The sequence below is a fragment of the Microcoleus sp. Pol11C3 genome, from assembly GCF_036701485.1.
Classification (GTDB): Bacteria; Cyanobacteriota; Cyanobacteriia; order Cyanobacteriales; family Microcoleaceae; genus Microcoleus.
In genome coordinates this window covers 1-15,300 of record NZ_JAUBQW010000028.1, presented here as the reverse complement: position 1 = coordinate 15,300, position 15,300 = coordinate 1, and the positions used below count along the sequence as shown (strand labels likewise).

The 15,300-nt window shown below is 46.8% G+C and carries 9 protein-coding genes; 6 read left to right on the top strand and 3 right to left on the bottom strand.

Annotated features, from left to right (window positions below; translation table 11 throughout):
- Positions 1 to 210 precede the first annotated feature (210 nt).
- Entirely contained in the window at positions 211 to 1,398 is a 1,188-nt protein-coding gene (locus QUA40_RS09395; protein ID WP_333124406.1) for an anion transporter, read from the top strand.
- A 178-nt stretch (positions 1,399 to 1,576) separates the two neighbouring features.
- Here the strand turns inward: QUA40_RS09395 and QUA40_RS09390 are convergent, their stop codons facing one another.
- Complete coding sequence (locus QUA40_RS09390) at positions 1,577 to 5,239, bottom strand: alpha-mannosidase (RefSeq protein ID WP_333124403.1); 3,663 nt, start codon at positions 5,237 to 5,239, stop codon at positions 1,577 to 1,579.
- A 182-nt stretch (positions 5,240 to 5,421) separates the two neighbouring features.
- Between QUA40_RS09390 and QUA40_RS09385 the strand changes: the two genes are divergently transcribed.
- The 4 genes from QUA40_RS09385 to QUA40_RS09370 all read left to right on the top strand — a co-directional run bounded on the left by QUA40_RS09385 (position 5,422) and on the right by QUA40_RS09370 (position 11,316).
- On the top strand, positions 5,422 to 7,395 hold the full coding sequence (locus tag QUA40_RS09385; protein ID WP_333124400.1) for a hypothetical protein: 1,974 nt from the start codon (positions 5,422 to 5,424) through the stop codon (positions 7,393 to 7,395).
- Positions 7,396 to 7,473: 78 nt separating this feature from the next.
- Positions 7,474 to 7,590 (top strand): photosystem II reaction center protein I, encoded by a 117-nt coding sequence (locus QUA40_RS09380; RefSeq protein WP_039887172.1) that lies wholly within the window; start codon positions 7,474 to 7,476, stop codon positions 7,588 to 7,590.
- 301 nt (positions 7,591 to 7,891) lie between these two features.
- Entirely contained in the window at positions 7,892 to 10,417 is a 2,526-nt protein-coding gene (locus QUA40_RS09375) for a DUF3769 domain-containing protein (protein WP_333124397.1), read from the top strand.
- A gap of 227 nt (positions 10,418 to 10,644) precedes the next feature.
- Positions 10,645 to 11,316 (top strand): hypothetical protein, encoded by a 672-nt coding sequence (locus tag QUA40_RS09370; protein WP_333124394.1) that lies wholly within the window; start codon positions 10,645 to 10,647, stop codon positions 11,314 to 11,316.
- 128 nt (positions 11,317 to 11,444) lie between these two features.
- On the opposite strand, the gene QUA40_RS09365 is transcribed toward QUA40_RS09370, so the two are convergent.
- A complete protein-coding gene (locus QUA40_RS09365; protein WP_333124391.1) occupies positions 11,445 to 11,954 on the bottom strand; it encodes a phycobiliprotein lyase in 510 nt (169 codons plus the stop codon).
- Between the two features lie 694 nt (positions 11,955 to 12,648).
- Here QUA40_RS09365 and QUA40_RS09360 point away from each other — a divergent pair.
- Positions 12,649 to 14,892 carry a beta-propeller domain-containing protein gene (locus QUA40_RS09360; protein WP_333124494.1) on the top strand — a complete coding sequence of 748 codons (2,244 nt, stop codon included), beginning with the start codon at positions 12,649 to 12,651 and terminating at the stop codon, positions 14,890 to 14,892.
- A gap of 169 nt (positions 14,893 to 15,061) precedes the next feature.
- Here the strand turns inward: QUA40_RS09360 and QUA40_RS09355 are convergent, their stop codons facing one another.
- A complete protein-coding gene (locus QUA40_RS09355; protein ID WP_333124388.1) occupies positions 15,062 to 15,259 on the bottom strand; it encodes a hypothetical protein in 198 nt (65 codons plus the stop codon).
- Positions 15,260 to 15,300 lie beyond the last annotated feature (41 nt).

The following is a 15,300-nucleotide window of genomic DNA, read 5'->3' as shown; positions in this document are numbered from 1 at the left end:
GTTACAACTTGTAACAAAAATACGACTTGTCCAGCGTGCTGGTTTTTGTTTCCCAATGCAACCACTGTGTTTGTTTGTAGTTGGTACACGCTCTGTCGGCGATATTTCCCGCTAGTTGCAATGCCAGCAGGTTTAGCTGCAATTACCCAATCTGTACTTTTAGCATCCTAGACAATAAAAAAAATCCGCAATCAATAGTTTTAAGTATATATGATAACACTCAAATACCTAGTATTGGGACTGACCTACTTCGGATTCGGTTTGGGATATTTGCCGGGGCTGCGGGTGAACCGGGCAGCGGTTGCAATTATCGGGTCAGCTTTTGTGGTGGCTTTGGGGATACTCGACCTGAAAACTGCTTGGGAGGCGATCGACCCCAATACGATCGTTTTTTTGCTCGGAATGATGATCGTTAATTCCGCTTTGGGAGCATCCGGTTTTTTTAAACTCGCTTTGGAGTTTTTAACTCGCTTTACTCGTTCTCCTTTCGGCATTATGGCTGCCATTACTTTTGGCAGCGGCATTCTATCGGCATTTTTCCTCAACGACACTACTGCTATTTTGCTGGCCCCTTTAACACTGAGTCTGACTCGCTCTTTGTCTCTCAATCCTATCCCTTATCTTTTGGCTTTAGCGGGAGGTACTAATTTAGGTTCGGTGGCCACGGTGAGTGGGAATCCGCAAAATATTCTCGTCGGTTCTTTTTCGGGAATTAGTTATTTAGAATTTGCCCGCTCTCTCGCCCCAGTCGCTTTAATTTGTTTGCTGGTTCAAGTAGCTTGGCTGTGGTTGCTTTATCCAGAAGTGCGTTCTTGCAAATCTTTGCCAGAGGTTACTCAAGTCAGGTATCGCTTGTTCAAGCCTTTACTAGCAAAAAGTTTGTGGGTGACAGCAGGACTTTTAGTAGCTTTTTTGGCGGGAGCACCTTTAGCAGAATCTGCCTGGATAGCTGCCAGTATATTGTTAATTACTAGGCGCGTCAAGTCCGATCGCCTCTTGCAGGGCGTCGATTGGAATTTGCTAGTAATGTTTGGGGGATTGTTTGTGGTGACTAAAGCCACTCAACAACTGGGTTTGTTGGACAATTTAACTAATTTGACTGGTACACCGCTGAGTTTGTTAGGAGTTACCGTAATTCTTTCTAACTTAATTTCTAACGTACCGGCGGTGTTAGTTCTGCAATCGGTGATTGTCAAAACAGATACCCAAGCTTGGCTGTTGTTGGCGGCGGGTTCTACTCTGGCGGGGAATTTAACTTTGTTGGGTTCTGTGGCTAATTTGATTGTAGCTGAAGTAGGAGGCAAATCCGGCGAGCATTTAACTTTTAAAGAACATTTGCGGTTCGGGCTGCCGCTGACTTTCGTTACTTTGGCAATAGCTTATTTTTGGCTGTACTAAAAGAGGATAATCATGGCCGTATGAGCTTCATACCATTAAATTGTAGCCTCGCGCTTTTACCTGTAAGAACAGTTTTTTTTTCATGAACCGCAGAGGGCGCAGAGGGGAGATAAGAAGACAATAGATGAGAGAAAAAGAGGTAGGTTGACAAATCCTTGCAGATTTCGGTATAAACTCTTTAGGTCTCTGTTTGGTGCACAACTGCAAAAGTCGCAATTTTCCAAGGCTCTATCTTAAATCCTCGCCCTTCCGTCACCTTTTCAGACAAATTGGCTGGTCGTTCTAATAAATCTACTGGCTCTACAATTTCTAATCCCAAATCACTATTCAATTCTAACACAGCCTCTTTACCCTCGGATTCGCAACAGCGCAAAATCCACACATTAGAATTTTCTTCCGATTGTTTAAACGCCATCAACACTAAATTGTCTGCCGACAAATCCAAGAATTTACCAACTTCGGGTAAACTCTTGTTTCCATTTTCTCCCAACTGTGGCAACACATTTACTAGCAGCGGCAAATTCAACTCATAGCCACGCCGACCTGTGCCGGCCTGTTGCCAATTTCCAGCATGGGGATAGACAGCACAAGTAAATTCCGAAACTCCTACATCTGCTTGTTCATCCGGCCAAGTCGAACCCCGAAGCAATGTCAGCCGAATTTGATTTGGTTGAAGGTCGCAACCGTATTTGCAATCATTCAGCAAACTCACTCCAAAACCGTCATTGCTGATATCAGTCCAGCGCAAAATCGGCACTTCCCATTTGGCTTTTTCTGCGGATGTTTGCGGCTTGGTTGTGCGTGCGATCGCACCGCCGGGAATTTCGCAAGTTGCAAAATCTGCTTCTACATTTAACCCAAAGGCTGCTTTTACTAAAACGTGAGTTTCTTGCCAATCTGCCACTGTCTTGATTTTCAGCAGCGGCGAACCTATTTCTACTATATAATCTTGGCAAAACTCCGATTTGCCAATTTGTCGCACTACGCGCACACTCTGCCGCAATTCCCCCTGCTCTACCCAAGAAATATCTTTGAGTGTCGGCGCTGCTAGTTGATGTTTTTGATAATTTGGGTCGATGTTCCAAGCATCCCAATATTGGCCTGTGTCTTGAAATGCTTGCAGTTGATTGCCGCCGACTGCATTCAGGACTTCTCGGTTATTTACTTTATCCCAAATGCTGGATAAATCCCCGGTTTGTCCGTCTACTGTTGCCCGAATAAATTCATTTTCTAAAACCATTTGTGCGGCTGCAAAAGGCGTTTCTTGACTAACTGTGTTTTTTTGTGCTATACCGTATGTAAGTTTTGATAACTCTATCTTTTTTTCAGTTTCTGGACTGGCGGACGCATTATCCACAGTTTGAGCGTCTTCGCGACACAGCCAAAACACCTGGTAGCCAACGGCGGGGATATTATTTGCCCAGAATAATAGTGTAGATTGTGATTGCGGTCGATCGCCCCTGACAATCTGCGACACCAGTCGCTGTCGGGACAAATCGTAAATTTGCCAAGCTGAATCAGCGGAATCGGGAAGCGGTACGGCGACAACCTCAGAGCGTGACCAATTGAGGGTATTGAAAATCAAAATTGGTTGAGCGTCGGGCGGAGGAGGATGCGGCAGAGAAATTTGCGCCGAGATTGCATCCAAAGATTTTAGCAGGATTTCGCGACAAGTGCGATCGACCTCGACCCATCCTAGATTAGCATCCGCATAAACTTGGGCGATCGCAGAACCGGGCAAAATATCGTGAAACTGGTTAAACAAAATTTGTTTCCAAGCTGATTCTAACTCAGATTTCGGATAAACCGCACCAGTACAAATCGTTGCCAGCGAAGACAGCAATTCCGCTTGGTACAGCAATTCTTCGCAGCGGCGGTTTTGGCGTTTTTGGTCGGCGCGAGTCGTGTAGCAACCCCGGTGGAATTCTAAGTAAAGTTCGTCTTTCCAAACAGGGAGAGTGCGGGGAATAGTTTTGAGTTGTGAGATGGGATGATTTGCATCCGAAATTGCCGATAAGTTTGAAAATTCTCGCGCCCGCAAAATCTCCTGATTGTCCGATTCTGAAACATCGCTTTCGGGCTTAGTTGCGGAAATTGCCGACAAATTTAACAATTCTCGCGCCCGCAAAATCTCCTGATTGTCCGATTTTGCCACATCGCTTTCCTGTGAACTTTCCGCAACTTCCGGCAAAAACTGACTCTCAATCAAAGACAAATAATCAACCGCTTTCGCAAACTCCAACTTCGGGAAAAAAGGCGACATTTTCCAGCGTTTCGCCACCTCCAACATATCACGAGTCGGGCCACCGCCGTGGTCGCCAACCCCTGGCAACCAAAAAGTATCTTGCAAACCAGTCTTAACTTGCCAGTCAAAAGCATAACTTGCCATTTTCACAGCTTCTATACTTTCGCCAATTGCAGGAGACATCATGCTAAATATTTTAGTCCCGTCCAACCCTTCCCACCAAAACGCACCGTGGGGAAATTCCGTTGTATCATTCCAGCGCAACTTTTGCGTCACAAAATAATCAACTCCACCTTGCCGCAAAATCTGAGGTAATTGCCACCCAAAACCGAAAGTATCCGGTAGCCAAGCTACCCGCATCAATTCCCCAAATTTTTCTTTTGCGTAACGCTGTCCGTAAAAAACTTGCCGTACCATTGATTCAGCGGAAATCAAGTTTAAATCCGGTTCTACCCACATCCCGCCGACAACTTCCCAACAACCCGCCGCCACCTGTTTTTTAATCACAGCAAATAAGTCCGGCCGATGTTCTTCCATCCAAGCATAAAGCGCGGGAGTTGAATGGCAGAAAATTAAATCGGGAAACTCCGATTGCAATTTTAATACCGACTCAAAAGTTCGCTTTGCCGCTTCCCAAGTTTCCGGGACAGGCCACAGCCAAGCTAAATCTAAATGAGCGTGACCGACCAAATAGATTGTACCTGTATATATAGATGTCTGTTCACCAATTTCTCCTATATATATAGATGTAGCATTGCTATTTTCTCCAACCTCAAAAACCTCATCTTTTCTTCCTCCCTCTGCGGCCTCTGTGGCCTCTGCGGTTCCCTCATCTAAATCTTCAGAAAAAGCCCGCAGATATCCCAGTAAATTGTGCCGCAAAACAGACAACGAGCGATCGAACTTTTCGCGATCGCCCACAGCCGACCAATCAATCAAATCCATCGCCAAATCAATCGCAGATTTCAGCGTTTCCCCCTTGACAAACCTGGAGCGACTTGCTATTATTTCGGTGGAGAGGTATTGGGAATTTAAATTTTGTAAATTTTGAGTTAGCGAATTTTGCAAAATCTCTAATTCGGCAGCCACAAAACCCGGATCGAAACAAGAAGAGTTAGCAGCTTCGTACAAACAAATCGATCGTACTAAAGCACCGCTATCGTGACCCGGACTTACCAACCGTAAAATTACTAAAAATTCATCTCCGGGATTGGCCGACGAACTCAACAAAACTCGATCGGCAAAATCAAATAAATCTCCCTGTCCGACTAACTCGCCGTTCACAAAAATTTGAGCATCTTCTGCCCACCAAGTCAACCCCAGCAGCAACCGCAAACCAACCACAGGATAGCCGTGCAAATTGTCAGGAATTACAAATTGCTGGCCCAAATACAAAACTTGCTTCCCAGACGGCCAAGCAATATGTCCTTTGCTGTTAAGTTCGGCAACAGGGCTGTTACAAATATTTACTGAAGATAGCGCCGAGTCAGAATCGCAGTACCTCCAACCAGACTGAACCTCCACTTGACTGAGGCGGCGCAACTTTTCTACAACTTCAGAAATATTATTGCTAGCAGGTGACACAGAAGCGCTCATATTTCGCTAAAATAGGAATTGTGTATTAATCAAAAATCGGATTGAACCGCGAAGACGCAAAGGACGCGAAGAAATAAAGGTTTCAGAGGGTTTGAAGCTGCGATTAAGATCTCGCTTTGATTTTACAGCAATATTCAGCAATTCCGGCGCGAATCAAAAATCTGAATTCAAGAATAAAACTTATGTCCAACGGTTACTACGGCCCCTACCAAAGCCGACTATTAAATTTTATATCGAAACAGTCCCGCCAAGTCGCTGACAATTGCGATCGAACTTGGCGTCAAATCAAAGAAGCAACTCTCACCGCCACCCAAATTTTGCTTTATCCAGCTTACTTGCTGGTGCAAAGTTCCAGAATGCTGGGCCGACAGTTGCGGGAATCAAGTCAAAAAGTAGATTTACCGGAACTGCAAGAATTTGTCGGCGACGAAAATCCCGATGGGCAACAAAATTGGTATCAGGGCGAAACTTCCGAGGAAAGTTCGATCGCCGAAATTTTGCACCTCGCCGAAAATTTACTAACCTCGTCGCAAACTGCGAAAACTTTAGCCAGCTTCCCGCTGTTAATTAATCAGGGAAATACTGCTAACAATTTACCTCCGGAAATCCATTTAAGCGGAAAAATCACAAAGCATCAAACAACTTCCGTCTTAGAACACCCGCTTGCTAAAACTCAATTAAAACCGCAACCGAAACTTGAGGGAATTGCCAGTTTTATCCCAGCCCGCACTTTAGTATTGGTAGGAAGAGAAAATCAGATATTAGATATTTTGACACCCCAACAGCAGGAACTGCTTGAAGGTCGCATAACTTGGGAAGTAGCAAACTGCGGGCCCGAACGGCGAGAAATTACCCAAAAAGAATTAAAATTTAATCTCGGTTTGGAGTCGGCAGCCCAAAAAGCGCAGTTGCCGCCGGTGCGTCGTTTTTGGGAATTGATGGCATGGCTTCAGACGAGCCCGGTTGCTCTGAAAAGAAATCAGTTTGGAGAATCAATCCTCGCAGTTAAAAAATCGATCGACCGCAATTCAATCCTAGTCGAAAAAGCCCGCGCGCAGCTCGAAGCAAAAACCGCACAGCAGTCAATTGTGGCATCGAATTCGCTCAACCACAATACCCCAAAACTAGAAACTAATTTTAACAGCAAGTTCGATCGACCCCCTAGTCCTCTCTCCTTTGTTACCTTACTCGATCGCGCCGCCGTCAACCTCGAAGAATTTACCCTACCGCCCTCGGCAAAAACAATCGCCGCACCCACAGAAGAAAACCTCGGAGTCAAAATTGACACATCCGGCACCGAAACCAATTTAGATTTGTCCGCCCGCGATATCCTCGAAAAATACGCTCGAAACATCGAAAAAGTTATTTGGTCGTCAGTAGACCACCTCCTGGGCAAAGAAACGGCAGCGAGTGATAATACTGAGAAAGCTGTCGCAATTCAGTATTATTTGAAACAAAGACAAGAACAAGAAAACACGCAAAAAAGCCCAGAGGTTGATCGACCTTGGCTGAACTGGCAAGACTTATTCGGAGAAGCAGCACCGCAGCATTTAACCGACGGAAGTTCCGAACCCCATGCAGAATCACAAAGCAGCGCCAAAGTCAAAGACAAAATAGCAGAATTAGGAGAATTGGCAGAAGGTCGATCGACCGCAGTCTCAATATCCCCTTACCCAGAAGCACTTCACAGCCTGCTGGGGCAGCTAAAACAGAGCTTGCTGGCAAAAAGCTCAAAAAGCCAACCCCAAACAGCATCTCATTTATCTGATTTAGCAGTTACTCAAAAAAATAGCTCTACACTCGCAGCAGAATCAACCCCAGGGCGCGCGCCGGAAACCCAAGTGCCAAAAAACACCAACCCGAACACCGCACAAAACGGCCAATCCCCAGCCGCAATCACCGCGCAAACCAGCCGATACAGCGCCGCAACCCCCGCCGCAGCAGAACCAAAAAATCAGAGCGCAGGCGTCCCACCCGAGGGCGACTACTTAGAAACAAAATCAGAATCAATGGGATACATTAAGCACCCCCTAGAACAAGTGCTCGAATGGCTCGATCGAGTTATGCTGCGGCTAGAAAACATCGCCGAGCAACTCTGGAATTGGGCAAAAATCAACTTGCCCAAAATCCTCAAAAGCAAAGAGAAAATTGACTAATCTTTAGCTTATGATAAAAAAGTTGCCGCAACAGCAGCAAATCAGCTCAGTATTATGCCATCTTTGGAGACTCCCACAGTGCTAACCCTCAAAATCGTAGTTAATGTAGTTGTTTTATTTTTTGTTTCCCTGTTCATATTTGGATTTTTGTCCAATGACCCAGCCCGGAACCCCAACCGCAGAGACATGGAATAAACAAGTTATCCCGCCTGCTGGCTGGGGGTTACGCCACCGCTGCCCCCCAGCCAGCCGGCAAACTCGCAAAAATTAGTCGAACAAAACTTGACCTCGCACCAGCAGCGAGGTTATCTTGTGGCGAAAGCAAGTTCTCAAATCAGCCATATTTCGACCCGCCAAAGCCACTGCAAATTTTAGATGTCAGATTAATGTCTAAACAGTTGCCTTTTAGAGGCAAAAATTATCAATAATTTGCACCCTATAAAATCTAAAATCTAAAATCTAAAATCTAAAATCGGATGACTTACCTGTTGTAACTATGCCCTATCCGGTACCGCCGCCCGAACCCTCTGCCATCATCTACATCGCAAAGCCAAAAAAAGTCGCCCTCACTGTGGCGGCCGGCGATGGAGACACCCGCAGCAACCCCGCAGAAATACCGGAACCAAGCCCAGATATCGTTCAGCCAGAACCCGCACCAGCCCCAGCAGAACCTGCCGCCACACTCCTCGGCACTACGCCAGCCACAGACCAGCCTCCAGAAATCGCAGACCCCCTAGCCGCCGTGGAAAGTGGCGACGCAGTGGTGGGATTTCAGCGTCGGGTTCCTGTGGGAGAACCCAAAACTGCGGAAACTCCGAAAGATTCCTCGTTTACGTCTTACCAATTGGGTTCGGTAGAAAATGCCATTGCCCTTCGCAATCGGGAACGAACCGCACAGGGGCAGAAACAACAGGAGAGGAATGTTGTCGGAAAGCAGGAAAGTTGGTATCAGGCCAAAGGCCGGCAGTTAGAAGATAACTCTCCCCAACCTGCTGAAATTCCCGTTCCCGAACCGCCGGAATCAGCACCTAGCGGGCAACAGCAGTTCGAGATTCCAACTCCGGGAACTGGCCCCGCACCCAGAACGCCCCCTGCGCCCAAACCAAAGCCTAAACCAGCCGCGCCGGGAGTCCGCACCGCACCTTCTCAGCGGACGGTGCCTTTTCCGGTGACTCCGGCCGATACTATTGAAGTTAAGGCTGACAGCCAAGAATTCGACGACAAGCAGCAAATTGTCACGGCGGTGGGTAATGTCGTTGTCCGGTTCCGGCAAACTGTGATTGATGCCGATCAAGCGATCGTCAACTTAGTCACCCGCCAAGTGGTAGCATCCGGCAATGTCGCCTATACCCGCGGCCAACAAGTAGTACGCGGCCAGCGGATGGAGTTCAATCTCGGCCTCAACAGCGGGGCCGTCGAACAAGCAAGGGGCGAAATTTTCCTGCCCGCAGCAGGTAGCGAATTGACCCCCACACTGCCGACGGATATCAGTGCAGGGACAATTCTCGAACAGCCGCTGAGCGATCGAATTACCAGCCAGCAGCCCCTGCGCGGAGTCAAATCCCCCGGCGCTGCTACAGTGACTATCGGCGGCGGCGGACAGCTAGCAGCCCCCCAAGTTACTGGTGCCGTCAACCGCGTCCGCTTTGAAGCAGAACGCATCGAACTGCTGCCAGACGGCGCAAGGGTAGCAACCAACATTCGGATTACTAACGACCCGTTTTCCCCGCCGGAATTTGAATACAGGGCCCGGACGGCGACGATTAGAAGGATTTCGCCCACGGCAGAGGAATTGGTCACAACTAAACCCCGCTTGGTGTTCGATAACCGGGTGAAAATACCCGTGTATCCCCGCAGGCAAGTGTTTGACAGCAGGCAGCAGAACGGCCCGTGTTTGACATTTGGCTACGATGCAGGCGACAGAGGCGGCTTGTATGCCGAGTGCGGTTTGGAGGTGTTGCAAAATGGGCCGGTGCGGCTGACCCTGACACCCCAAATTTACCTGCAGCGGGTTGTGGAAAAGCACGGCGGTAATCCGTTTTCTCCCGATAGCTACGGGCTGAAAGCGAGGTTGGGCGCTAGTCTCGGCCCGCGCACCAGGCTGGACGGATCGGCAATATTTCTGAGTTTTGAAAATTTCCCGAATTTGCCGGAAAACAGCTTTCGGGGCAATTTGCGCCTCCGACAGTTGATCGGCACTCACTCTCTGGCTGCAGAATACAGTTATCGCGATCGACTGTTTAACGGTTCTCTGGGCTATCAAACCGTGCAGAGCAGTCTCGGGGCAGTCCTCACTTCCCCAGTCATCCCACTCGGAAGCACTGGCATCAATCTCAGCTACCAAGCCGGGTTTCAATTTATCAATGCTGACACCGATCGAGCAGACTTGCTCGAACCAGTGCGGGAAAACAACCGGATCGATCTAGGCCGTTCCCAACTCAGCTTTGCCTTAAGCCGCGGCTTCAACCTCTGGGAGGGCGAACCGCTACCCCGCACTCCCACCCAGGGTTTGAGGTATACGCGGACGCCGGTGGTTCCTTTCTTGCAACTGGCCTTGGGACTCCGAGGAGTTGGCACTTATTACAGCAGTGGCGATCGACAAAATTCGATCGCCCCCAGCGTCGGCATTCAAGGGCAGTTCGGTCATTTCTCCCGCCCTTTCCTCGATTACACTGGGTTTAACGTGACTTATACCCAGGTGGGGCGCGACGGTATCTCGCCGTTTTTATTCGATCGCTTAGTAGATTTGAGAGTCCTCTCTTTTGGACTTGTCCAGCAAGTTTACGGAGGCTTTCGAGTGGGATTTCAAAGTGCTATTAATTTAGAAAGCGGGGAAACAATCAGTACGAATTACACTTTAGAATACAGTCGCCGCAGCTACGCAATCATTTTGCGTTTTAATCCTGAGCGTCAAGTCGGCAGCCTGACTTTTAGAATTAGCGACTTCAATTGGAATGGGACTCCCCAACCTTTTTCCGGGGACGCGCGAACTGTAGAAGGAGGCGTGCGTTTATCCGATTAATTCAATGGGTAATTGGTAATAGGTAATTACTGATTGGTAATGGATAATGGATCATGGGTAATGGGTAGTTGGTAATTGGTAATTCTTCCTTCTATCGGTTACATCCATTAAATCCCGTAAACTGCTCGTTACCGAATATCCATCCGTTACATCCGTTAAACAATCCGTTGCCGAACTTCCTTCTTCCCTCTTCCTTCTTCCTTCAACATCCCAATTCCCAAGTTCCCATGACAGAAGTGACGGCAATATCTGCACAAGCAGCGGCTCTGCTGGTTCACTACGGTTTTGACCTAGGTGGCAAAAAAGCCGAGAAATTGGCGGGTGAATGGCTGACCAAGTATCCCGGCTATTGGCTGCGTTTAGCAGTGGTTGAAGCGCTTTATCAAGGCCGCTACAAGGCTGTTTCTGTGGGACAGCTATTGAGTATGTGGCATCGGATAGGTCAACCTCTCTATCATTTCAATCGCGAGTTTGAACGCTTGGTATGCAATAATTTTCCTCAAAATTTAACCGGGGAAAGTGCTGCTAAACTGTCACCGGAAGATATACTTTTATCGAATCAGGAATCGGAAGTAACTGCCGCAGAGTTAGATGTGCATGGGCCGTCAGAGGCGCAACTTGATGTGGCGCTTCATGCAGAAGTCCCAAACACAGAGGCAGAGGAAACAGGAAAATTACCTACAGCCGACGATCGTACAAAAGAAAATACAGAATTTGTAGTATATGAAGATGTGGCTGTTACCGCCCTCGCCGATCGAGCCGAAGCTGAGCACAAATTAGCTGACAAACCTGTAGCCAAATCATTCCCAGTTGTCAAACACACTGATTTTCATACCAAGTTAAAAGCGATTGCCCGAGAAGGCAAAAGAAAGAAGGGAGAAAGCAGAAATAGAGTGTAATACCCTTTTCGATTTTCGATTAAAGAATTAGGAATGACTGATGAAGATCGTGATTTGGATCTGCCTACAGTTGCATTATTTTTGGGAAGTGGTGTAATGTTTGGGAATTACATCGTTGTTTGTGAGAGTTAAGTTTTCGGACTTACTCCCATCCGAATTTCCGAACAAAAAGATGCTTGTTCGGTACCGTTAGCTTGCTTAACAACGCTAGTCCGCAGCCGCAGGTTGGGCATGAGATACCACAGCCTTTCTTCGGCATGGAGGGTGTCTGATTCTGTAATCAATGTCAGTACGTCGTCGCCCATCACGTAGCGGCTGTTACCCTTGTCTTGCAACACTTTGCCTTCGCTGGGATTGTCGGGATTTGGTACGATCGCGAGTATGGTAGAACCGATTTGTTTAGCTTTGTCGCGATCGGGAATACCGTCCCAACTAATCCGAACGCCCTGTAGCCCAGTTGAAGCCGGGTTAATCGAGTTTTGTTGGCAAAGTTTGACGACGGCTGCATCGCTAGCTGTCAGTATTTCTATTTTGAGGTCGGATTTACCTGCCTGCAATTCCCCAGAATTGAGATTGTGTACGGTACGCTGAGAAAACCATTTACCTGCACTTAACTCGAAAAACTCGATAACATCCATGAAATTTGTCTCTAAAGTCAATACTGCTTTATTTGCGATCGTGACTTGCGGGCTATGGAGTCAGAAACCCGGTTTCTTCCTACGTACCTAGCGGTCAAACCAATGATTTTGTCTAGAAACCCGGTTTAAGAGTGCAAGTCATTTTCTATATTTTAGAGGAAGGGGGCGCACCTGCAAAGCTTTCTGAGAGCTTTGGGCGAAACAGATTGCAGATGCCGTTGAGGTACGAAACCCAACCAGGGGGACATCTGCCTCGCTGATGCGGCCGACTTGACAGAATATTAGAGCATCCGCCATCATATTTCGTTATAAAAAGTCTTTTTCGCACATTAAATAGGATTACGATACCTGAAACTTTTTAGTTGTGACAGTGTTGATCGATCGACCATCATCGCCCAAATACCAGCTAGGTTAAGAAAAACAACGATATATGTGAGCTTTTGTCGATTGAGCGGTAAATTGGGCGTTACTGAGTTGAATTATATTGGTGGCGATTTATTGTAATCGCACTGCTTGAAAATTCTCAAAGCAGACTCAGACTAAAAAACCAGCAATTCATCGAACCATCACCAAACCGAGGACAGCAAGCCCGTAGCACATAGCATTCAAATATGTCATGCTAAGTCAAGAGAAAAGATTCTCGATCGGCTTTTCGGTAGGGTGCAGCTAGCGATCGTATACATTTAAAAAACACATCCGTAAATTTATGAGCGAGTTTACACAAGGGCTGGATAAAATGCAGCCCGCAGAACAGACGCACTACCTGGGAATCCTGCCAAGTCAGCTAGCAGCGACTTCAGACTACGAAAAATTATACAGCTTACTAACAGATTACAATTTTATTAAAGCCAAGCTGTCAGCATCGGGAGTACAGGCGCTAATAGAAGATTACGATTTAGCAACAAGTCCCGATATTATTATCTCATACCAAAAAGCCGACCTACTCAAATTAATCCAAGAAACAATTCGGCTGTCTGCCCACATTCTAGCCCAAGACAAAAGCCAACTAGCCACCCAACTAATAGCCCGCTTAATGTGCTTTGAAAGTCCAGAAATTCAAGCACTGCTAGCACAGGCACAACACCAAACAACCCCCTGGCTGCGACCGCTAACGCCCAGCTTTACTCCTCCCGGCGGGAGATTATTGCGTACCCTCACCGGACATACAGACTGGGTACAAGCTGTAGCAATCACCCCCGACGGCAAGCGCGCAATTTCTGCGTCCTCCGACCACACTCTCAAAATTTGGCACTTAGAAACAGGAGAAGAACTTGCCACCCTCAAAGGTCATCTTACCTACGTCAATGCTGTAGCTGTCACCCCCGACGGCACTAAAGTAATTTCCGGTTCTTGGGACAATACGATTAAAATTTGGGATTTAGAAACTGGACAAGAAATATTTACTTTTGCCGGCGATACTTTTGCCGTAGAAGCAGTAGCAGTAACTCCCGACGGCAAGCTAGTAATTTCTGGTTCTTGGGATGGCAGTATTAAAGTTTGGGATTTCACAAGCAGGGAAGTAATTTTTAACTTCAAAGGTCACAGCAGTTTTGTGCAGTCCGTAGCCGTAAGTCCTGATAGCAAACGGTTAATTTCCGGGTCGGGAGACAACAGCCTTAAAGTCTGGAACCTAGAAACCGGAAAAGAACTTTTTACTCTTACGGGTCATGCAGACTGGGTAAAAAGTGTAGCAGTTACTCCCGACGGCGAACAAATAATTTCCGGCAGTTACGACGGAACAGTTCAAGTCTGGAGTTTGTCAGAAAAAAAGCAACTTTTTACTTTAGGAAAACACGGCAGTTTCGTTCAAGGGGTGGCAGTCAGTCCCGACGGCAAACGGGTAATTTCGGCTTCCGGCGACAAAACGCTGAAAGTTTGGAATCTGGAAACAAAAGAAGAACTTTTCACTTTTACCAATCACATCGCGCCAGTGAATGCTGTGGCTGTTACCCCCGACGGCCAGCGGATAGTTTCTGGTTCCTCTGACAAAACTCTCAAAGTTTGGCACTTAGAAACAGGCAAAGAAAGTTTATCATTTGCAGGTCACGATGACTGGGTAAATGCTGTAGCAGTGACGGCAGACGGTACGAAAGCAATTTCCGGTTCAGGAGACAACAGCATTAAAGTCTGGAATCTCAAAAACGGACAGGAAATTTTTACTATTTCGGGACATCAAGATTGGGTAAAAGCGATCGCAGTAACACCGGATAGCAAGCTAGTAGTTTCTGGTTCCGGCGACAAAACTGTGAAAGTTTGGAATCTAGAAACGGGAAAGGAAATATTTACTTTGACTGGTCATACAGACTGGGTAAATTCTGTGGCAGTGACGGCAGACGGAACGATGGCGATTTCCGGTTCGGGAGACAAAACTATTAAAGTTTGGAATCTAGAAACAGGAGAGGAACTTTTTACTTTTTCCGGTCATGAGGACGGGATAAAAGCTGTGGCAGTTACTCCCGACAGCAAGCGGGTTATTTCGGCTTCCGGCGACAAAACTCTGAAAGTTTGGAGTTTGGGGAAAGAAAAGAATATTTTGGCAAATTTATGGAATTTAGCCGTCAAAAATCTACTTTTCACTCTCAACGGTCATGAGAGTTTTGTGAATGCTGTGGCAGTTACGGCGGATGGCAAATGGGCGATTTCTGGGGGGCGGGAACACAATTTGAAAGTTTGGGATTTGTCAAGTAGAAAAGAAGTTTTTACTTTGGCAGGTCATGCTGATGCGGTAACATCTGTGGCGACTATGGGGACAAAGGCAATTTCTGTTTCGGACGATAATACTCTCAAAGTTTGGGATTTGTTAAGTCGAGAAGTAATTGCTAGTTTCCGGGGAGATAGTGCTTTGAAAGCTTGCGCTATTGCACCTGATGGGGTGACAATTGTGGCGGCAGAGGCTTCGGGACAGGTGCATTTTTTGAGGTTAGAAGAGGGGAAATAGTTATTAGTCATTAGTCATTAGTTATTAGTTATTAGTCATTAGTCATTAGTCATTAGTCATTAGTCATTAGTCATTAGTCATTAGTCATTAGTCATTAGTCATTAGTCATTATGCCGATCGCAGTTTTGCTAAAATTTAAAAGTGCGATCGCTCTTTTCCCCCATCTAGTTTACAATTGTTCCGGGTCAATTCCCATGGCTCGCAGTCTTTCTGCCAGTAAAGCCGCCCGCTGTTCGGCTTGTTCCAAGCTGCGAGAAACCTCCTCATAACTTCTAACCCACATTCCGCACCCCAACTGGCACATACGCAAATTCAGGGGATAATAGTGAGTAAAAACACCCAAAAATCTCTGTAATGCTCGCATCACTCAGTTAGGAATTCCTAAAAATTGACGTGAGGGCATGAATT

What these genes read in the sequence shown, in the direction of transcription:
- QUA40_RS09385 (WP_333124400.1), top strand. Translation starts at nt 5,422, where the DNA reads ATGTCCAACGGTTACTACGGCCCCTACCAAAGCCGACTATTAAATTTT.
- QUA40_RS09370 (WP_333124394.1), top strand. Translation starts at nt 10,645, where the DNA reads ATGACAGAAGTGACGGCAATATCTGCACAAGCAGCGGCTCTGCTGGTT.
- QUA40_RS09395 (WP_333124406.1), top strand. Translation starts at nt 211, where the DNA reads ATGATAACACTCAAATACCTAGTATTGGGACTGACCTACTTCGGATTC.
- QUA40_RS09375 (WP_333124397.1), top strand. Translation starts at nt 7,892, where the DNA reads ATGCCCTATCCGGTACCGCCGCCCGAACCCTCTGCCATCATCTACATC.
- QUA40_RS09390 (WP_333124403.1), bottom strand. Translation starts at nt 5,239, where the DNA reads ATGAGCGCTTCTGTGTCACCTGCTAGCAATAATATTTCTGAAGTTGTA.
- QUA40_RS09365 (WP_333124391.1), bottom strand. Translation starts at nt 11,954, where the DNA reads ATGGATGTTATCGAGTTTTTCGAGTTAAGTGCAGGTAAATGGTTTTCT.